Annotated in this window: 22 protein-coding genes; all 22 read left to right on the top strand. The window is 33.0% G+C overall.

What is annotated here, in order from left to right; all coding sequences use genetic code 11:
* The first annotated feature begins 3 nt into the window (after window positions 1-3).
* The 22 genes from spoIIIAA (at window position 4) to spoIVB (ending at window position 18,875) form a co-directional block, all read left to right on the top strand.
* Window positions 4-966 (top strand): stage III sporulation protein AA, encoded by a 963-nt coding sequence (gene spoIIIAA / locus RR539_RS03795; protein ID WP_332472757.1) that lies wholly within the window; start codon window positions 4-6, stop codon window positions 964-966.
* A 12-nt stretch (window positions 967-978) separates the two neighbouring features.
* Entirely contained in the window at window positions 979-1,497 is a 519-nt protein-coding gene (locus RR539_RS03790) for a hypothetical protein (RefSeq protein ID WP_332472758.1), read from the top strand.
* A gap of 18 nt (window positions 1,498-1,515) precedes the next feature.
* A complete protein-coding gene (gene spoIIIAC / locus RR539_RS03785) occupies window positions 1,516-1,710 on the top strand; it encodes a stage III sporulation protein AC (protein WP_332472759.1) in 195 nt (64 codons plus the stop codon).
* Between the two features lie 11 nt (window positions 1,711-1,721).
* Window positions 1,722-2,108, top strand: a complete 387-nt coding sequence (gene spoIIIAD, locus RR539_RS03780) for a stage III sporulation protein AD (protein ID WP_332472760.1) — start codon at window positions 1,722-1,724, stop codon at window positions 2,106-2,108.
* A 10-nt stretch (window positions 2,109-2,118) separates the two neighbouring features.
* A complete protein-coding gene (gene spoIIIAE / locus RR539_RS03775; protein WP_332472761.1) occupies window positions 2,119-3,261 on the top strand; it encodes a stage III sporulation protein AE in 1,143 nt (380 codons plus the stop codon).
* 6 nt (window positions 3,262-3,267) lie between these two features.
* Complete coding sequence (gene spoIIIAF, locus RR539_RS03770) at window positions 3,268-3,837, top strand: stage III sporulation protein AF (RefSeq protein WP_332483400.1); 570 nt, start codon at window positions 3,268-3,270, stop codon at window positions 3,835-3,837.
* A gap of 10 nt (window positions 3,838-3,847) precedes the next feature.
* Window positions 3,848-4,480: a stage III sporulation protein AG gene (gene spoIIIAG / locus RR539_RS03765; RefSeq protein ID WP_332472763.1), complete on the top strand. Its 633-nt coding sequence runs from the start codon at window positions 3,848-3,850 to the stop codon at window positions 4,478-4,480.
* Between the two features lie 60 nt (window positions 4,481-4,540).
* Window positions 4,541-5,059, top strand: coding sequence for a SpoIIIAH-like family protein (locus RR539_RS03760; RefSeq protein WP_332472764.1), 519 nt, complete (start codon window positions 4,541-4,543; stop codon window positions 5,057-5,059).
* Between the two features lie 147 nt (window positions 5,060-5,206).
* Entirely contained in the window at window positions 5,207-5,572 is a 366-nt protein-coding gene (locus tag RR539_RS03755; RefSeq protein ID WP_332472765.1) for an Asp23/Gls24 family envelope stress response protein, read from the top strand.
* A gap of 112 nt (window positions 5,573-5,684) precedes the next feature.
* The gene (nusB, locus tag RR539_RS03750; protein ID WP_332472766.1) at window positions 5,685-6,134 is read left to right on the top strand and encodes a transcription antitermination factor NusB; all 450 of its coding nucleotides are present in this window, start codon (window positions 5,685-5,687) and stop codon (window positions 6,132-6,134) included.
* Window positions 6,134-7,057 (top strand): O-sialoglycoprotein endopeptidase, encoded by a 924-nt coding sequence (locus tag RR539_RS03745; protein ID WP_332472767.1) that lies wholly within the window; start codon window positions 6,134-6,136, stop codon window positions 7,055-7,057. Before nusB ends, RR539_RS03745 begins: the two co-directional genes overlap by 1 nt.
* Before the next feature lie 177 nt (window positions 7,058-7,234).
* Window positions 7,235-8,086: a bifunctional 5,10-methylenetetrahydrofolate dehydrogenase/5,10-methenyltetrahydrofolate cyclohydrolase gene (locus RR539_RS03740; protein ID WP_332472768.1), complete on the top strand. Its 852-nt coding sequence runs from the start codon at window positions 7,235-7,237 to the stop codon at window positions 8,084-8,086.
* Window positions 8,076-9,389, top strand: a complete 1,314-nt coding sequence (xseA, locus tag RR539_RS03735; protein ID WP_332472769.1) for an exodeoxyribonuclease VII large subunit — start codon at window positions 8,076-8,078, stop codon at window positions 9,387-9,389. The genes RR539_RS03740 and xseA overlap by 11 nt, the downstream gene beginning before the upstream one ends.
* Entirely contained in the window at window positions 9,347-9,592 is a 246-nt protein-coding gene (gene xseB, locus RR539_RS03730; protein WP_332472770.1) for an exodeoxyribonuclease VII small subunit, read from the top strand. The genes xseA and xseB overlap by 43 nt, the downstream gene beginning before the upstream one ends.
* Window positions 9,592-10,467: a polyprenyl synthetase family protein gene (locus RR539_RS03725; protein WP_332472771.1), complete on the top strand. Its 876-nt coding sequence runs from the start codon at window positions 9,592-9,594 to the stop codon at window positions 10,465-10,467. The genes xseB and RR539_RS03725 overlap by 1 nt, the downstream gene beginning before the upstream one ends.
* Window positions 10,468-11,125: 658 nt before the next feature.
* Window positions 11,126-11,707 carry a hypothetical protein gene (locus tag RR539_RS03720; RefSeq protein WP_332472772.1) on the top strand — a complete coding sequence of 194 codons (582 nt, stop codon included), beginning with the start codon at window positions 11,126-11,128 and terminating at the stop codon, window positions 11,705-11,707.
* Between the two features lie 20 nt (window positions 11,708-11,727).
* A complete protein-coding gene (gene dxs, locus RR539_RS03715; RefSeq protein WP_332472773.1) occupies window positions 11,728-13,608 on the top strand; it encodes a 1-deoxy-D-xylulose-5-phosphate synthase in 1,881 nt (626 codons plus the stop codon).
* Window positions 13,595-14,416: a TlyA family RNA methyltransferase gene (locus tag RR539_RS03710; RefSeq protein WP_332472774.1), complete on the top strand. Its 822-nt coding sequence runs from the start codon at window positions 13,595-13,597 to the stop codon at window positions 14,414-14,416. The genes dxs and RR539_RS03710 overlap by 14 nt, the downstream gene beginning before the upstream one ends.
* Before the next feature lie 26 nt (window positions 14,417-14,442).
* The gene (locus RR539_RS03705) at window positions 14,443-15,300 is read left to right on the top strand and encodes an NAD(+)/NADH kinase (RefSeq protein WP_332472775.1); all 858 of its coding nucleotides are present in this window, start codon (window positions 14,443-14,445) and stop codon (window positions 15,298-15,300) included.
* Between the two features lie 20 nt (window positions 15,301-15,320).
* Window positions 15,321-15,770: an arginine repressor gene (locus RR539_RS03700; protein ID WP_332472776.1), complete on the top strand. Its 450-nt coding sequence runs from the start codon at window positions 15,321-15,323 to the stop codon at window positions 15,768-15,770.
* Between the two features lie 15 nt (window positions 15,771-15,785).
* Entirely contained in the window at window positions 15,786-17,477 is a 1,692-nt protein-coding gene (gene recN, locus RR539_RS03695; RefSeq protein WP_332483399.1) for a DNA repair protein RecN, read from the top strand.
* Window positions 17,478-17,654: 177 nt separating this feature from the next.
* On the top strand, window positions 17,655-18,875 hold the full coding sequence (gene spoIVB, locus RR539_RS03690) for a SpoIVB peptidase (protein WP_332472778.1): 1,221 nt from the start codon (window positions 17,655-17,657) through the stop codon (window positions 18,873-18,875).
* Window positions 18,876-18,993: the final 118 nt, after the last annotated feature.

Raw genomic sequence — 18,993 nt, 5'->3', positions numbered from 1 at the left:
TAGTTGGCAGTACATATTAATGAAAAATCTAAGCTGGATTTACACCATGATGTTTTATCTGCTCTTCCTGAGAGTATATCTTCACCTATTAAGAAAATAAGTTTAGATTATCTAGAAAAATTAGAGGAAATAAGAATAAGGGTTAATAGACCATTAATGGTTGTTATAGCTGGAAGTGATTATTTTTTAAGTGATAATGGTACATTATCAAGGTTTGTTGCAGGAAATTTAATAGTTAATAAACAGGATATAGATAAGTGTATACAGCTAATGAGTAGTTTTTCTCTTTATGCTGTTGAGGAGGATATTAAACAGGGATTTATTACAATTAAGGGTGGACATAGAGTTGGAATGACAGGAAGAGTTGTATGTGAAAATAAAAAAATAAAAACAATAAAGAACTTATCTTCACTAAACATAAGAATGGCAAGAGAAATTAAAGGATGTTCAATAAATTTAATAAATAGGTTATATCAAGGAGACATAAAACATACATTAATAGTGTCTCCACCGGGATGTGGAAAAACTACTCTTTTAAGAGATCTTATAAGAAATTTAAGTAGTGGTGTTTCAGAGTGTAATTTAAGGGGACATAGGGTTGGACTTGTTGATGAAAGGTCTGAAATTGCAGGGTCTTATATGGGAGTTGCCCAAAGAGACGTAGGGTCAAGAACAGATATTTTAGATAGCTGCCCAAAGAGCATTGGAATGACAATGCTGCTTCGTAGTATGTCACCTGAAATAATTGCTGTTGATGAGATAGGAAGCGAAGAGGATTCTATTGCAATACAAGATGCTATTAATGCAGGAGTCAAAATAATTGCTACTGTACATGGAAGTAGCTACGATGAGATTTGTAAAAGAGCATATGTAGGTAGATTAATTGAAAAGGGTGAGTTTAAATACGTTGTAACCCTTAGTAGAAAAAAGGGGCCAGGTACAATTGAAGAAATTATAAGTATATAAGGAGGAGGGAAGATGTTATCAATTATTGGGTCAGCAATGATAATACTTTCAACTACACTAGTTGGGTTTTATTATGCAAGGGGGTTCTCCTATAGAGTAAAGATAATTAGGGACTTTCAATATGCACTTACAATGCTCCAGTCAGAAATACTATATTCATCATCGCCCTTGATTGAAGCACTTGATTATGTAGGTGAAAAAACAGATGGGAATGTAGGTAGATTTTTTAAGGAGTTTTCGAAATCACTGTATAAAAGGGAAGTTGAGGGTATACAAGAAGGGTTTACCCTTACAATGAATACATATAAAAAGCCTTTAATGCTTGAAGGTGATGAGATAGATACTATATCATCATTTTTAAAGTCCTTAGAATCTAGTGATAGTGAGAGTCAAAAAACTAGTTTTAATATAACAATGAAAAAGTTTGAAGCCTTTGAAAAACGAGCAGAGGAAATAATGAATAAAAATGAAAAGCTATATAAATACCTAGGTATTTGCTCAGGCTTATTAGTTGTAATAGTTTTAATCTAATATGAAAGAGGTGGTAAAGTGGACGTTACACTAATTTTTCAAATAGCAGCAATTGGAGTTGTTGTTGCTGTCCTTGATAGGCTACTTGATGGAATGGGAAGAAAGGAACAGGGAACCATGCTTGTAATAGTAGGACTTGTTACAGTGCTTTTATTAGTGCTTGGTTTAATAACACAGTTATTTACTGACGTAAGATCAATGTTCCAGTTTTAGAGGGGGATTAAATGGAAATAGGACAAGTTGTAGTTATAGGAATAGTAGCTACGATAATAGTAGTTTTTTTAAAGGATCAAAGACCTGAACTTGCCCTTCAATTAAGTTTAGCAGCTGGAATAATAATATTTTTGTTTATGGTAACAAAGCTTACAGTTGTGGTTCAGGCTCTTCAGCAAATATCACAAAGAGTTAATATTGATATGGCCTATTTAAATATAGTTCTTAAAATTATTGGAGTTGCTTATCTAGCCTCCTTTGGAGTAGAAATATGTAGAGATGCAGGTCAATCATCAATAGCCTCAAAAATAGAGTTTGCAGGAAAGATAATAATAATATCCTTATCAATACCAATACTTATGGCAGTAATGGATTTGGTAGTGAAAATATTACCTTAGGGTGGTTAGTATGAAAAAGATAATAATTGGACTTTTCATAGCAGTTATACTCTTGGCTTTACCGTCTAAGGTATATGCATATGAAGATGGTGGAGTTGACCTTAAGAGAATAGAAGATTTTGCCAATGATCTTAAGGAAAGTTCAGACTACATACCGGAATTTAGTATTAAAGAGATTGTAGCTACATATCAAGAGACAGGTTCCTTTTCTGGAACTGTAAAGGAAGCATTTGCTTCCCTAGGTAAGGTTATAGTTAAGGAAGTAGTAGCAAGTTCAAGGCTTTTAGTAGAACTTTTAATACTTGGAATTTTAAGTGCAGTGCTCCAAAACATACAATCTGCATTTAATGAAAGTAGTATAGGTAAAGTTGCACATTATGCCTGTATATTTACCTTAATAATGATAATAGTAAAAAGCTTTTTACTTGTATATAACCTTGCAATAAACACTATAGATAAGATGATGGAATTTATATGTATATTAATACCTCCTCTTATGATGTTAATAGCAGGAACCGGTGGAGTAGTGTCAGCTGCAACATTAGACCCTGTAATGATGATTGTTATAAGTATATTTAGCACAGTAATTAAGGGGTTTATTATTCCTTGTACTGCATGTGTTGTAGCCTTAAATATTGTAAACAGCTTAAGTGATGAACCTAAGGTTAAAAAGCTTGCATCATTAATAAAGCAGGTAAGTCTTTGGGCACTAGGATTTATAATGACAATATTTATAACTATGATGACAATAAGAAGCTCTACAGCAGCAACAATGGATGCAGTAACACTTAAAACCACAAGGTTCTTTGTTGATAATTTTATACCACTAGTTGGGAAGTCCTTATCAGACGCAATAACAACAGTAGTTGGCTATTCTGTAGTTCTTAAGGATGCATTAAGTATAGTAGGGCTTATTATAATGATATTTATTTGTATTTTCCCATTACTCAAAATAATGATAATTACACTTATATATAAATTTGTAGCTTCAGTTATGGAGCCTGTAGTTGATAGAAAAATAATAGACTGTTTAAGTAGTGTTGGTGGAAGTTTTACTGTTATTTTCTCAAGTCTTCTATGTGTTGCCATAATGTTTTTCATAATGATAACAATAATAACAACCACAGGAAGGTTGATCATGACTGTAGGGTGATAATTAATGATAGATTTTTTTAGAGAATGGATAATGTCGGTTGTTACAACTGTACTTTTTATAACAATAGTAGAGTTAATACTCCCAGACAATCCTATAAAAAAGTATGTAAAAATAGGAACTGGACTTTTGATTATGATAGTGGTTCTTACTCCAATATTTAAGGTTATACATAACGATTTTAATGTTGGGGATATGATGGACAAGTACACAGCATCACTTAATAATTATGAAAAAGTAGATAGTGAAAAGGCTAAGAAGCAGTTTGATAAAAAAACAATAGAGGCTTTTAGTGTTAGTTTTAAAACAAATATAAAGCAGCAAATAAAAAGTCAAACAGGTAAGGATTATGAAGTTGTTTCAATAAGTCTTAAAAATACCAATATGGGAAGTGGATATGAGGGAGTTAAAAATATAACCCTTAGGAAAACCCAAGGCGAAATGGCTGTATCTACAGTTGAGGAAGTAGTGATTGGGAAAGAGAAGAAAGAAGTAGCAGAAAGTGACCCTGATGTTTTAAGGGTGCTTAAAAATGACTTTAATATATCAGCATCTGAGGTTAAGTTTATAAAGTAAGGAGAAGGGTATGAAAATTAAAGAATATCTAAAAAAGCTTTATGAAGATCCTAAGAAATTTTTTACTAATGTTGCCTTCTTTTTAGTGCTTGGTGTTTTATTTATGTTAGTAGGTAAAACGGGAGCAGGGCTATTAAATATAAATAGTGATAAAAAGAGTATAGATAAGCCTGCTAAGGAAATAGTTGAGGATAGTGAGGTTGAGGTTACATCAAGTGAAAGTCAGCAAACAACTGGAGTTAAGGATTACGAGGAAAAACTAAAGAAGGATGTTGAAAATACATTAAATCAAATTGCAGGAGTGGGTAAGGTTACAGTTGCTATTTATTTTGAGGGAAGTAGTGAAAGTATTCCTGCTGTAAATAGTAATGATAGTAACAAAAAAACTGAGGAAAAGGATAAGGAAGGCGGAGTTCGTACCATTACAGAAAATAATAAGTCAAGCACTGTTGTTACAACAGGAGAATCATCTAAGAGTAAAGCCTTAATAGTTAAGGAAGTAAGGCCAACTATAGGTGGGGTTATGATTGTTGCAGAGGGTGCTACAAATTCCTCAGTTAAGGAGGATGTTATAGGTGCAGTTAAAACACTTTTAAATTTACCAGCAAATAAAGTTTTTGTTGCTCCTATGAAAAAAAGTTAAGAATATATCATCTTAACTTTACATATAATTTATTAAACATAATGGAAGGTGGGGTTATTAATGCCAAATTTTAAAAAACAAACAGTAATAATTGCAGTGTTAATAGGACTTATAGGATGTGCGAGTTTCTTTGCTAAAGAGTTTAACGATTCTTTTAAAGATACAGATATGGTCCTTAAGCCTGAAACAGAGATCACTGAAACTTTAGGTATGAAAAAGGAAACAACTAAGAACTTTTTTGCAGAGGGAAGAATGGCTAGAGAAAATCAAAGAACAACAATGAAGCAAGAACTTGAAAGCATAATCAACAATAAAAATGCAACTAAGGAGTCAAAGGAAAAGGCTACAAGAAAACTTATGAGCATAATTGAAAAGGGTGAAAAAGAAACTAAAATCGAAACTATGGTTAAGGAAAAAGGCTTTGAAGAAGCTCTTTGCATAATTGATGATAATGGTGTTGAGATTTGCGTTAAGAGCCAAGATAAGTTAAATGGAGAAAGAGTTAACCAAATTAAAGATATTGCTGTAAGGGCTAGTGGAGTAGCTCCAACAGGGATTATTGTTAAGCAAAACCAATAATACATATAATACGCCTACTAGTTAGGCGTATTTTTTATAAGGATTATGTGCAAAATACTATATAAAGCATATTAAACTTTGTAAATTAAAGTTTTTTCTGATATAATAACCTTAAAATATCCGATTCCTATTTGGGAGGTGTATATAATGGAAGAAAACATAAACGTAACTGAAGAAATTGGGTCAGTTAGAATCGCTTCAGATGTTATAACAGTAATAGCTTCAATGGCTGCTTCAGAAGTTAAGGGAGTAGCATCACTAGGTGGTAAAGACTTTACAGAGAAACTTGGAGTTAAGAGCTCTACTAAGGGAGTAAAGGTTCAAGTTGGCGAAGATGATGCTACTATTGATATACATTTAGTAATTGAGTATGGCGAAAAGATACTTGATGTAGCGTCAAAGGTACAAAGTAACGTAAAGAAATCAGTTGAGACTATGTCAGGTCTTTCAGTAGCATGTGTTAACGTACATGTACAAGGCATTACTATGCCAAAGGAAGACAAAGATAAATAATTAATTCATAATTAACCCTCTGTTTGCAGAGGGTTAATTTGAGTAAAAATACGTTTAGACCTATTCTATAACATGCACAGTAGGGTAATACCAGAATAATGGAGGAAGACACATGAGTAGAAGAAAAGCTAGAGAGGTAGCAATGCATCTTGTTTATCAGCTTTCTTTAAAGGATGCAGTAGCACAAGAGATTTTAGATAATTATAATGAAGCAAAAAGCATAGTCTTTGAAGGTGACGATGAGACAGAGTTTGATACATTAGAGCTATCAAATAGCGAAATGGATTATATCGGAACTACTGTTATGGGAATTGAAACTAATCTTGATAACATAGATTCTTATATAGAGAAGTATTCAAGAGGATGGAAGGTTTCTAGAATCGGTAAGGTAGAGCTTGCTATTATGAGAATTGCAATATATGAAATGACAAGCGAAAATGATATACCTAATGCTTCAGCTATTAATGAAGCCTTAGAATTATCTAAGATCTACTGTGAAGATAAATCAAAATCATTTGTAAACGGAATACTTGGAAGTATACAGAAGGAGTTTGATAAGTAGTGAAAAAAGTGCTTGGTATTGATACAAGTAACTACACAACTTCAATAGCTATATATTCTGAAAAAGGAATTATAATTGATAATAGGAAAATGCTTTCTGTTGAAAGTGGAAAAAGGGGTCTGAGACAATCAGATGCCCTTTTTGAGCATATAAAGAACTTACCTCTACTTCTAGAGTCTATTAAGGGACATAATGTTAATGGAGTAGCAGTAAGCACAAAGCCAAGACCTGTTAAGGGTTCATATATGCCTGTGTTTTTAGGTGGGCATTCAGTAGCATCAAGTATAGCATCTGCACTTAATGTTCCACTTATAGAAACAACTCATCAGGAGGGGCATATAGAAGCGGGACTTAATTCAATTAATAAGTCATTTAAGGAATTTATAGCAATACATATATCAGGTGGAACCACAGAGGTTTTACATGTTTTAGATGAAGGTAGTGGATATAGTATAGACTTAATAGGGGAAAGTCTTGATATTAGTGTAGGACAATTTGTAGATAGAGTAGGGGTTAAAATGGGATATAGTTTCCCAGCAGGAAGTGAAGTAGATAAGCTAGCCTTAAAGAAGATAGGGAATTTAATTATTCCATCTAAGGTAAATGGACTTAATATGAATTTTTCTGGTCAAGAAACAATGGCTATTAGATTTTTTGATAATAAGTATAGTAATGAGGAAATAGCATACGCTGTTATGAAATGTATCTCAAAAACTTTACATAAGATATGTGAAATTCTTATCAAAACGTACGAATTGCCAATAATATTTATAGGTGGAGTAAGTTCAAGTGAGTTTTTGAAGGCCCATTTTAAAAGAAATAACTTATGTAACATTCATTTTGCAAAAAGTAAATATGGTGCAGATAATGCAGTTGGTGTTGCTAAAATAGCTTATAAAAGGTTGTTTGAAGAGGGTTGTTAATAAAAAATCTTTTAATTTTTTATATTTTCACACTAGACATTTTTGCAACAAAATGATAAACTAATTTCAATTATAAGTAATGTATTCTTTTTAATTAAATGTGTTACACAATTGGTTTAGTTTGATAAAATATTAGTATTATTTAATTGTTTATTTATAGGTTTATGAGGTGATCAAATGAGTGGAATAGTAATTAACGCTAAGGAAATAGCTGCAAATATAAGAGAAGAACTTAAGGAAAGAGTTAAGGAGCATATTAATATTAAGGGAAGAGCTCCTGGAATTGCTGCAATATTAGTAGGAAGTGACCCTTCATCAATATCATATGTTAAGGGTCAACAGAAAGTGTCCCATGAGGTTGGGGTAGAATATACAATGTTTGAACTACCAGAGGAGAGCACTGAGGATGAGGTAATCTCATTAATAGAGAACCTTAACGAAAGAGAAGATATTAACGGAATTATTGTACAAGTTCCACTTCCAAAGCACATATCTCCAGACAACGTAGCAAGATCTATTTCTCCAAATAAGGATATTGACTGTTTTAATCTTGATAATACAGGAAAGCTTTTTAGGGGAGAAAAATGTCTAAAGCCATGTACTCCAAAGGGTATAGTTAGACTTATTAAAGAATGTGGCATGGATCTTGTTGGGACAAGGGTATGTGTAGTAGGTAGAAGTAATGTAGTTGGTAAGCCAGTTGCCCTGTTACTACTAAATGAAGGTGCGACGGTTAACATCTGTCATTCTAAAACAAAGGACTTAAAGTCAGAAACTCTAAATTGTGATATAATAGTAAGTGCAGCAGGTAAAGCTAACCTTATTACTGCTGATATGGTAAAAGAGGGCACTGTAGTTATAGACGCTGGAGTTAACATGGTTGATGGAAAACTAAAAGGTGATGTTGACTTTGAAGGCGTGCTTGAAAAAGCATCACATATTACACCAGTACCAGGTGGAGTTGGAGCTATGACAACTACAATGCTTGTAGAAAATGTTTTGGAGGCTTCATTAGAATATGAACAATAAATACTTTAGTGTTTATGAGGTTAACTCATACATTAGGGAACTTTTTGAATATGATTTAGAACTTAACAATATATATATAAGTGGAGAACTCTCTAACTTTACCCACCATTCGTCTGGGCATATGTACTTTACCCTTAAGGACGATAAGGCAAAACTTAGCTGTGTTATGTTTAAAACAGACGCAACTTCATTAAAGTTTAAGCCACAAAATGGACAAAAGGTTCTAGTTAGAGGTAGAGTTTCCGTGTACGAAAGAGACGGAAAGTATCAGTTGTATTGTAAGAGCATGAATGTAGATGGTATTGGGGATCTATATGAAGCTTATCAGCAGCTTAAGAAAAAACTAGAAACAGAAGGTTTATTTGATGTGGCAAGGAAGCAATCCTTGCCACTTTTTCCACAAAAAATAGGTGTTGTAACCTCTCCAACAGGTGCAGTTATTAGGGATATTATTAATGTTTCTACTAAAAGGTATAAGGGAGTTAATATTCTACTATACCCTGCAACGGTACAGGGAGAAGGTGCACATAAAACTATAATAGAAGGAATAAATTATTTTAATAGTAGAGGCGATGTTGATGTTATTATTATTGGACGAGGGGGAGGGTCTATTGAGGAGCTTTGGTGCTTCAATGAAGAAGAACTTGCTAGATGTATATATTCAAGCAAAACACCTATAGTTTCAGCAGTAGGACATGAAACAGACTATACGATTGCAGACTTTGTAGCAGATTTTAGAGCTTCAACTCCATCACATGCTGCAGAGGTTACAGTACCTTCTTATGATGAAATTAGTTATAAGATTAATGCGATTGTTTCAAGAATACACACTATTACAAAAAACTCTATTAAGCAAAAGAGAAATAACAACCTTTCATACGAAAAAACAATTAATATGTTATCACCTGAAAGAAAGCTTAAGGAAAATATGCAATATGTAGATACAATTTATAACAAGATATTTAATAGCTTTTATGATAATATAAAATCATCAAGAAATGATATAAATTTATACCAAAAGGACATATCAATTAATATCGAGAAATTAATTAATGCTAAGAAGCAAAAGTATATAGAATTAATTTCAAAAATTGATGTTTTAAGCCCACTTAATACTCTTCAAAGAGGATATTCATTTGTAACCTTAAATGATAAGGTTGTAAACACGGTACAGGATGTTGAAAAAGGTGATAGTATTAAGATTAACATGATTGATGGTATGGTAAATTGTAAAGTAGAAAAGATAATGGAGGGAACAAAATGGCAACTAGAAAAAAAGAAAAAAACTTCGAAGAAGCAATAGAGAGACTTGAAGAAATAGTTTCAAAAATGGAAAGTGAAGATCTTTCCCTTGAAGAATCTATAAAAGTTTTTAAAGAAGGAATGGACCTTGTATCACTTTGTAATGCCAGACTTGATGATGCTGAAACAAAGATAAACGTTATTATGAGGGAGAAAAGTGGAGAACTTAAGGAAGAAAAATTCCTACCTCAGGAGGAGATATAATGACATTCCAAAAAGACGTAGTAGAGTATAAGGAATTAATAGATAGCCATTTAAGTTCTATTTTAAAATATGATGATTCACATAAGACTATAATTGATTCTATGAATTACAGTCTATTAGCCGGTGGAAAAAGGGTTAGACCAACTCTTACACTTGCAATAACAAAGGCACTAGGTGGTGACGTTTTATCTGCACTACCTTTTGCTATTTCTATAGAATGTATTCATACCTATTCTTTAATTCATGATGACTTACCAGCAATGGATAATGATGATTTAAGACGTGGTATGCCTACTAATCACATTAAGTTTGGTGAGGCTAATGCAATACTTGCAGGAGATGGACTTTTAAATCTTGCCTATGAGATTATATTTAATAAAATTAAAGATCTGAATAATATTAAGTACATTGAAATTGGTAATGTAATATCAAGGGCAGCGGGTACAAGAGGCATGATACTAGGTCAAGTAATTGACATGGAATCTGAGAATCAGAAGATACCACTTGATACACTTATTAAGATGCATGCGAATAAAACAGGTGCATTAATAGAAGCTTCATGTGTAGTAGGTGCTTTAATATCTAATAGAGAAGATTTAGTATCTAAAATATCAGAGTATGGAAAGAATATTGGACTTGTATTCCAAATTGTTGATGATGTTTTAGATTATACAAGCGATTCAAAGTCCCTTGGAAAACGCGCTTTAAGCGATAAAGAGAATAATAAATCTACCTTTGTAACATTACTAGGGATAGAGGAATCTTTAAGTCTTGCAAATGATCTTACTAATGAGGCTCTTGTTATATCTAAAGAAATAGACAAATCAGGATTTTTAACATATTATACAGAGTACCTACTTAATAGGAAGTCATAATTTAGAATAAAATGTTGTTAGATTAAAGTTTATATGATAAATTAGAAATTACTTAGATGGTGCAGTATTCTAGTCAACTATATCCTCTTTGAAGGCGGGGCTAAAAATTCGTCAAAGGGCACATCGATGAAGCTTCTTGTGCTGGCTCGCTACGCCCAGTTGTGGGTTGGTGCTGGGAGAGAGAATTGTGGGGCGACCGCAATGGCATGCGCAATCGACCCTACTTTTCGTGGAGACCTATCCTCGTGGGTAACAAGATTATCTACGGCATAGGATTAAACCTGCGTAGTGGTTGGAAACAGCTACTTGCAGTGTAGCCTGCCTTGAGTGAGGTTGGCGGAGGATGGATCAGATTTATATTCTCAGGGCCCGAGGATATAAGTAATTGCTATAGGAAACCAATTTTGCAAAAGAGGCTAGGAGAGGATTATGTTGTTGAGGAAAACTCCTAGACTGTTCGTAATGAGATATTTTGGGGATTGCAGTGTGGACTAAGTGGTAATTCAGCCCTATATTTGGTAACAATATAGATTTTCAGTGAAAGGGAAACCACCATTATGGCGACAGATGGACATGAGAATGGGAAAGCCTGCTGGACCTAAGCCGCAAACTTAACTCAATATATTACCATCTAAGTTTATTAATTAAAGGTGATAAAATGGGAGAGAATAAAACTAAAAGGAAAGTAAAGTTTCATAGTAAAATTCCTCAAAAGGGGGCAAATGCAAAGTGGATAATATCAATTTTTATTCTTGCATTTATAATTTCATCTACAATAAGCTATGTTTCTGATATTTTCCTACACAGAGTAGATATTTTAATTGCATTTTTAATACTTATTTCTATAATTTTTATAGGAATAATTTTTGATATTGTTGGTATGGCGGTAGCAGCAGCAGATGAGACCCCGTTTCATTCCATGGCGTCAAGGAAGGTAAAGGGTGCTAAGGCGGCTGTTTTTTTAATTCGTAATGCAGACAAAGTATCAACATTTTGTAATGATGTTATAGGGGATATTTGTGGAATCATTAGTGGTACAACAGGTGCGGTTATAGTAGTGAAGATTCTTTCAACAACTACTACAGCAAGTGGTGGTGTTATAACACTTTTTATTAGTGGAATAGTAGCCTCATTAACTGTTGGCGGAAAAGCAATTGGTAAAATTTTTGCTATATCTAAAAGTAATAACATTGTATATAACGTAGCATGGATTTTGGAATCATTCATGATGAAAAAATAAATTTAATATAGGTGAAGAGTATGTCATTACTAGATAATATAAAATACCCTAAGGATATAAAAAACTTAACTACAGATGAATTATATAGATTAGCAGATGAGATTAGAAATTTTCTTATTTGTTCTGTATCTAAAACAGGTGGTCATTTAGCTCCTAATTTAGGAGTTGTAGAACTTACAATTGCACTTCATAAGGTGTTTAATATGCCTGAGGATAAAATTGTTTGGGACGTTGGTCATCAATCCTATGTACACAAGATTTTAACCGGTAGAAAAGAGAGATTTGATACACTTAGAAAGTATAATGGGCTAAGTGGATTCCCAAGACCTAATGAAAGTGAATACGATTCATTTTCAACAGGGCATAGTAGCACATCAATATCAGCAGCTTTTGGAATGGCTAAGGCACGTGATATTATGTGTAGGAATAATAGTGTGGTTGCAGTAATAGGTGATGGTGCCCTAACAGGTGGAGTGGCACTTGAGGCATTAAACCATGCAGGAAACACAAATACAAATATGATAGTTGTTTTAAACGACAATGAAATGTCAATAGCACCTAATGTTGGTAGCTTATCTAGTTATTTAGCTAGAATAAGAACCCAGCCTACATATATGAATCTTAGAGATGATATAGAGTATATGGTTAAGAAAATTCCTGCTGTTGGTAATAATTTATATAAAGCAGCAGAGAGGGTTAAGGAAAGTGTTAAATCACTTTTAGTTAAGGGAATGTTATTTGAAGAACTTGGATTTACTTATTTAGGACCAATAGATGGTCATAACATTAAGGAAATATCAAATGTTCTAACTAGGGCTAAGAAAATAAGAGGACCGGTACTTGTACACGTTATTACCAAAAAAGGTAAGGGATATTATTATGCTGAGAATAAGCCTGATAAATTCCATGGTATAGGTCCCTTTAGTATAGAGACAGGAGAGGCTTCAAAGGGTAAGGCTAATTATTCATCTGTATTTGGAGATGCAATAGTTAATGCTGCAAGTGAAAACGAAAACATAGTTGCAATTACTGCTGCTATGCCAGATGGAACTGGATTAAGTGACTTTGCATCAAAATATAGTGATAGATTTTTTGACGTAGGTATTGCAGAACAACATGCTGTAACATTTGCAGCGGGACTTGCAAGTCAGGGTCTTAAGCCTGTTTTTGCTGTTTATTCTACATTCCTTCAAAGGGCATACGATCAGGTTTTACATGATGTGTGCATACAAAATTTACCTGTTATGTTCTGTATAGATAGGGCAGGTATAGTTGGAGAAGATGGAGAAACCCATCAAGGAGTATTCGATATATCATATCTTAGGGATATACCAAACCTTGTGATTATGGCGCCTAAGAGTATTAGTGAATTTAAATCTATGCTTAAGTTTGGATTTAAGTATAATGATTCACCAATTGCTATTAGATACCCAAGAGGTGGAGATATATTTGAGGGATTTAAAGAAGATAATTTAATTGAGGTTGGTAAGTGGGAAAAAATACTAGAAGGTAGTGAAGTGGCTATAGTTGCAACAGGTAAAATGGTTCAACATGGATACTTAGCTGCTAAGAAACTAGAGGAATATGGCATAAAACCCACACTTATCAATGGTAAATTTATTAAACCTTTAGACGAAAATATGATAGAATATATATACAAAAGTCATAACATAGTATTCACCATCGAAGACAATGTAATAAGTGGCGGATTTGGTGAGGCTATAGTTAAGTGTGTATCTGATAAGGATATATACAAGAAAACTATTACTTTAGGATATCCTGATGAATTTATTCATCATGGAAGTGTTAATGAGCTGTATGAGGATTACGGTTTAAATACTGAGGGTATAGTAAGTACAATATTACAAAGCATTGAAGGAGAACATCATGGCAGAAGCTAAAGAAAGAATTGATGTATTACTAGTTGAAAAGGGATTTTTTGACTCAAGGGAAAAGGCTAGAAAAAACATAATGGCAGGACTTGTTTTTGTTAACAATAACAGAGTAGATAAGGTTGGAGAGAAGATTAAGGTAGACTCAGACATAGAGGTTAAAGGTGTTGCAATACCATATGTTAGTAGAGGTGGACTTAAGCTTGCTAAGGCTATGAAGTCATTTGGAATTTCTCTTGAGGGAAGAGTTTGTATGGATGTTGGAGCATCAACAGGTGGATTTACAGATTGTATGCTTCAAAACCACGCAGTTAAGGTATATGCAGTTGATGTTGGTTATGGACAAATGGCTTGGGTTTTAAGAACAGATGAGAGAGTTGTTTGTATGGAAAGAACCAATATTAGATATGTAACACCTGAGAATTTAGATGAACAATTAGATTTTGCATCTATTGATGTTTCATTTATTTCCCTAAAGCTTGTATTACCAGTTCTTAAGACTCTTTTAACTGACAAGGGTGAAATTGTTGCTCTAATAAAGCCACAATTTGAAGCTGGAAGAGAAAAGGTTGGCAAAAAAGGTGTTGTTAGAGATCCTAAGGTTCATGAGGAGGTTATTCTTATGATTATGAACTTTGCAAAGTCTATAGGTTATAAGATTAGGGGACTTGACTTCTCACCTGTAAAGGGACCTGAGGGTAATAGAGAGTATTTATTATATCTTTCAAAGGATGTAGATTTACAAGAGGATAAAGAAGTTATAGACCATGAAGAATTAACTAAGAATGTTGTTAAGTCTTCACATGAGAGTTTATAGATAATATTAAGTGCGGCGGTGAAAAAATGGCGAGATTTGGAATAATAGCTAATCTGACTAAGGATAAGGGACTTGAGTTTACATCTTCAATAATTAAATGGCTTGAAGATAAGGATTGTAAGGTTTGTTTATCAGAAATATCAGCTTCGAAGCTTTCAAGAAGTGATATTGGATATTCACATGATGAGATGTATTCAATCTGTGATTATCTAATTGTTTTAGGTGGAGATGGAACTTTACTTGGAGTTGCTAGAGGAGCATTTTTATCAGGTATACCTTTACTTGGAATTAATATGGGGAATCTGGGATTTATAACCGAAGTTGAGAAGGAAGATGCTTTTTTTGCGCTTCAAAGAATTATTGATGGTGAATATTCAATTCAAGAAAGAATTCTTCTTCAAGCAAATGTTATAAGAGACGGTGAAATTGGAGATAATCTATACTGTTTAAATGATGTTAACATAGCTAAGGGTACATTAAGTAGAATGATTACCCTAAACACTTATTCAGATGGTGAATTTGTTGATGATTATCATGCAGATGGACTTATTATTTCAACTCCAACAGGGTCAACTGCTTATTCACTTTCAGCAGGAGGTCCTATAATCAGTCCTGAGGTAGGGGTTATGTTAATGACTCCTATATGTCCACATACTTTATATTCAAGGAGTATTGTTATTGCTGATTCTAAAGAGATTACTGTGGAGATTGAAAGGGACGCTGATGAGATATTTTTAACTTGTGATGGTCAGCAAGGCCAAAAGCTTAGTAAGCTAGATAAGGTTATTGTTAAGAAGGCACCAGCAAATGTTAAATTTATTAAATTAGGTAATAGAGGATTCTATGATGTTTTAAGAAATAAATTTAGACAAAGAAATTTTTAAGTAGCGAAAGGAGTATCTAAATGAAAATCGCAAGGCATGCCAAAATTTTAGAACTCATAACACAAAATGATATTGAAACACAAGAGGAGCTTGTTGATGCATTAAGATGTCAGGGTATGGATGTTACTCAGGCAACAGTATCAAGAGACGTTAAAGAACTTAAACTAATTAAGGTGTTAAGTGCACAGGGAAGATACAAATACGCATCAATTACCCAAAGTGAAAATGTACTATCAGAGAAACTAGTTAATATTTTTACACAAACAGTTATTAATGTTGACTATGTTGGTAACGCTATACTACTAAAGACTCTATCAGGGTCAGGTTCAGCAGCTGCAGAGGCTATAGATACGCTATCCTTTGATGGTATAGTAGGAACGATTGCTGGAGATAATACTATATTAGTACTTGCAAGAACCGAAGAAAAGGCACAGGAACTAGTTGGTAAATTCAAAAAATTACTTAACTAATAGGAGAAGGTTATAATGCTTATTGAACTTCACATTAAAAATTTTGCACTTATAGATGAGGCATGTATTAGTTTCCATAGGGGACTTAATATGTTTACAGGAGAAACGGGTGCAGGTAAATCAATTCTTATTGACTCTATTAACTTTATACTTGGTGACAAGCAAAACAAAGACATAATAAGAGTAGGTGAAGAGTCTGCCTTTGTTGAAGGCATTTTTAGTGTAAATAACAAAAATATCAATAATTTATTTGAAGAAAACGGTATTGATTGTGAAGACAATATTATTATATCAAGGGAAATAAATAAATCAGGAAAAAGTATTTCAAGAATAAATGGGAAGGCTGTTACTGTATCGCTACTTAAGTCTATTGGAAAACACTTAATAGATATACATGGTCAGCATGAACATCAGTCACTTCTAAATGAAGGGTCTAATATTCATATTCTTGATTTATTCTGTGGGGAGGACCTATATTCTATAAAACAAGAATATAAGGATCTTTATAAGAAATACATATCTATTAATGAGCGTATAGATAGCCTTTCAACTAATGAGAAGGAAAGACTTCGTATGATTGACCTATTATCTTTTCAGGATGAGGAAATCAGAGAGGCAGACCTAAGGCCTAATGAAGATGAAGAGTTAAAGAAGGAGAGGGATATCCTTGCAAACTCACAAAAAATTCATTCTTCACTAACTAATATTTATAGCAAACTTTATATGGCCCAAATAGGAGATTCAGCATTAGATGCACTTTCAAGTTCACTTAAGGGTATATCAGCTATTGAGGAATATGATACGAATTTAGCATCTATGAGGGAAGCAATTGAAGGGGTATATTATCAACTTGAATCAATATGTGAAGATATTAGAGGATATAAGATAGGTATTGACTATAATGAGGGTCGACTTAATGAAATAGAGGGAAGACTTGATACCATAAATAAGCTTAAGCGTAAATATGGCTCTACAATAGATGAAATTATTGATTTTCATAATGGAATACAAGCAGAGTTATCAAATGTTCTTCAAGGTGATGAGATTATAAAGGACCTTGAAAAGGAAAGAGATTCACTACTTAGGGATGTTGAAATATTAGCTGATAAAATAACATTTCTAAGAAAAAAGGGGGGTCAAATTCTTGAAACAATGATAACACAGGAATTTAAGTATCTTGGAATGGAAAAAGCTATATTTAAGGTTTCTATTACAAGTGAAGCAGATCTTCATTCAAATGGACGTAATAAGGTAAGTTTCCTAATGACAGCAAACCCAGGGCAACCATTAAAGCCACTTTCAAAGGTTGCTTCAGGTGGTGAAATGTCAAGAATAATGCTTGCCATTAAAACAGTTATAGCAGATATAGATGATATACCTACATTGATTTTTGATGAGGTAGATACTGGTATAAGTGGGCGTACAGCACAGGCAGTTGCAGAAAAAATGTCCAATATATCTAAATCTCACCAATTATTATGTGTAACTCATCTTCCACAAATTGCTGCTATGAGTGATTGTCATTTTAAAATCGAAAAAACAACTAGTAATAACTCTACACTTACATCAATTAAAACTCTTACAAAACTAGAAAGAATTGAAGAGCTTGCAAGAATGCTTGGTGGAATGACTATTACTGACTTAACTAGAAAAAATGCTCTTGAAGTTTTAGAAATGGCTCAAAGCTATAAAAAGGCTTCAGTTTAAAGGAATCTTCACCAAATATTATTTGGTGAAGATTTTTCGCATTTTAAAACAATAACAGATTATCTTTTTATTGCTATTATTGTTGTTTTTCTTATAGTATATGTGGACAACAAAAAGGTTAAGTTAAAAACATCGAAGGGTGTTGATTTAACAAATTGGCAATAAGGAGTGATTTACTTGAAACTTAAATTCCCCCAAATATTAATTTCATTATTAATAGTTATTGCCGTTACTTTTTCAGTTGGATTTGTTAAAGTAGCATCTTTACCTGAGTCATTAAGTATTACCAGTAGTAAGTTAGAACTTAATAGCCTAGATAACAATAACCTAAAATCTAATATAATTTATACTGTTGAAACATTTAATAATACCAATACTTTAAAAGAAGATTTAGATCTGAATGTTAAATTATTTGGAATTATACCTGTAAAAACAGTAACAGTTAATTTAAAGCCAGACATTAAATTAATTCCAGGAGGAAAACCAATAGGAATAAAATTATATACGGAGGGTATTATTGTTGTTGGTTTTTCGGATGTTGATACGAATGATGGCAATAAGGAAAGTCCTGGTATAGCATCTGGTATAGAGATAGGAGACGTTTTACTTGAGGCTAATGGAGAGAAACTTAACGAAATTAATACACTTTCAAGTGTAATACTAAAGTCAAAGGGTAATAAGATAAAGTTAAAGATAAAAAGAAGAGAGAAGACGGAAAATATAACTGTTTCACCTGTTTTATCCTCTGGAGAATATAAAGTAGGATTATGGGTTAGAAACACAACTTCAGGTGTTGGTACATTAACTTTCTATGACGAGAAATCAGGAGTTTTTGGTGCACTTGGACACCCTATAAATGATATTGATACTGGAAAGCTTCTAACAATTAGAGAAGGTAGTTCTTATGACGCTAAGATAATATCAGTAGAAAAAGGTGAAAAAGGTAATCCAGGAGAGCTTAGAGGCATATTTCATGAAAAAGATCAGGTAGGTAGTTTATCAAAAAATTCTTTTAGCGGAGTATACGGAAAATCAGAAAAAATGAAAAATCAGTGTAAAAATCTAAAACCAATATCAATTGGTAGACAAAATGAAGTTAAAGAAGGCCCAGCTAAAATTTTAACATGTGTAGATGGTGTTGAAACTAAAGAATATAGTATTAACATCGAAAAAGTTATAAATCAGACTAAGCCTAGTCCTAAAAGTATGGTTATTAAGGTAACAGATAAGGAACTCCTTGAAAAAACAGGAGGTATCGTTCAAGGTATGAGTGGAAGTCCTATTATACAAAATGGAAAGATAGTAGGAGCAGTAACACACGTATTTGTTAATAACCCTACAATGGGATATGGTATTTATATTGAGTGGATGCTTAAAGACGGAAATGTAGCATCTTAAATTAGAAGGCCAGCACTTTGTGAAGTTCACAAATGTGTTGGTTTTTCTACATTGTTTATTAAATCTTTTGGTGAAATAGTAAACTTTTATATACATTTTAAAATATTTCTACCAAATT

The organism is Clostridium sp. (genome assembly GCF_036639235.1).
Classification (GTDB): domain Bacteria; phylum Bacillota; class Clostridia; order Clostridiales; family Caloramatoraceae; genus Clostridium_AB.
The sequence above is the reverse complement of the archived record's forward strand: the minus strand, read 5'-3'. Positions and strand labels throughout refer to the sequence as shown.

Bases quoted from the DNA above. Each gene is read 5' to 3' on its own strand.
- RR539_RS03790 (WP_332472758.1), top strand. From the start codon at position 979: ATGTTATCAATTATTGGGTCAGCAATGATAATACTTTCAACTACACTA.
- spoIIIAD (WP_332472760.1), top strand. From the start codon at position 1,722: ATGGAAATAGGACAAGTTGTAGTTATAGGAATAGTAGCTACGATAATA.
- spoIIIAE (WP_332472761.1), top strand. From the start codon at position 2,119: ATGAAAAAGATAATAATTGGACTTTTCATAGCAGTTATACTCTTGGCT.
- spoIIIAF (WP_332483400.1), top strand. From the start codon at position 3,268: ATGATAGATTTTTTTAGAGAATGGATAATGTCGGTTGTTACAACTGTA.
- spoIIIAG (WP_332472763.1), top strand. From the start codon at position 3,848: ATGAAAATTAAAGAATATCTAAAAAAGCTTTATGAAGATCCTAAGAAA.
- RR539_RS03760 (WP_332472764.1), top strand. From the start codon at position 4,541: ATGCCAAATTTTAAAAAACAAACAGTAATAATTGCAGTGTTAATAGGA.
- RR539_RS03755 (WP_332472765.1), top strand. From the start codon at position 5,207: ATGGAAGAAAACATAAACGTAACTGAAGAAATTGGGTCAGTTAGAATC.
- nusB (WP_332472766.1), top strand. From the start codon at position 5,685: ATGAGTAGAAGAAAAGCTAGAGAGGTAGCAATGCATCTTGTTTATCAG.
- RR539_RS03740 (WP_332472768.1), top strand. From the start codon at position 7,235: ATGAGTGGAATAGTAATTAACGCTAAGGAAATAGCTGCAAATATAAGA.
- xseA (WP_332472769.1), top strand. From the start codon at position 8,076: ATGAACAATAAATACTTTAGTGTTTATGAGGTTAACTCATACATTAGG.
- xseB (WP_332472770.1), top strand. From the start codon at position 9,347: ATGGCAACTAGAAAAAAAGAAAAAAACTTCGAAGAAGCAATAGAGAGA.
- RR539_RS03725 (WP_332472771.1), top strand. From the start codon at position 9,592: ATGACATTCCAAAAAGACGTAGTAGAGTATAAGGAATTAATAGATAGC.
- RR539_RS03720 (WP_332472772.1), top strand. From the start codon at position 11,126: ATGGGAGAGAATAAAACTAAAAGGAAAGTAAAGTTTCATAGTAAAATT.
- dxs (WP_332472773.1), top strand. From the start codon at position 11,728: ATGTCATTACTAGATAATATAAAATACCCTAAGGATATAAAAAACTTA.
- RR539_RS03710 (WP_332472774.1), top strand. From the start codon at position 13,595: ATGGCAGAAGCTAAAGAAAGAATTGATGTATTACTAGTTGAAAAGGGA.
- RR539_RS03705 (WP_332472775.1), top strand. From the start codon at position 14,443: ATGGCGAGATTTGGAATAATAGCTAATCTGACTAAGGATAAGGGACTT.
- RR539_RS03700 (WP_332472776.1), top strand. From the start codon at position 15,321: ATGAAAATCGCAAGGCATGCCAAAATTTTAGAACTCATAACACAAAAT.
- recN (WP_332483399.1), top strand. From the start codon at position 15,786: ATGCTTATTGAACTTCACATTAAAAATTTTGCACTTATAGATGAGGCA.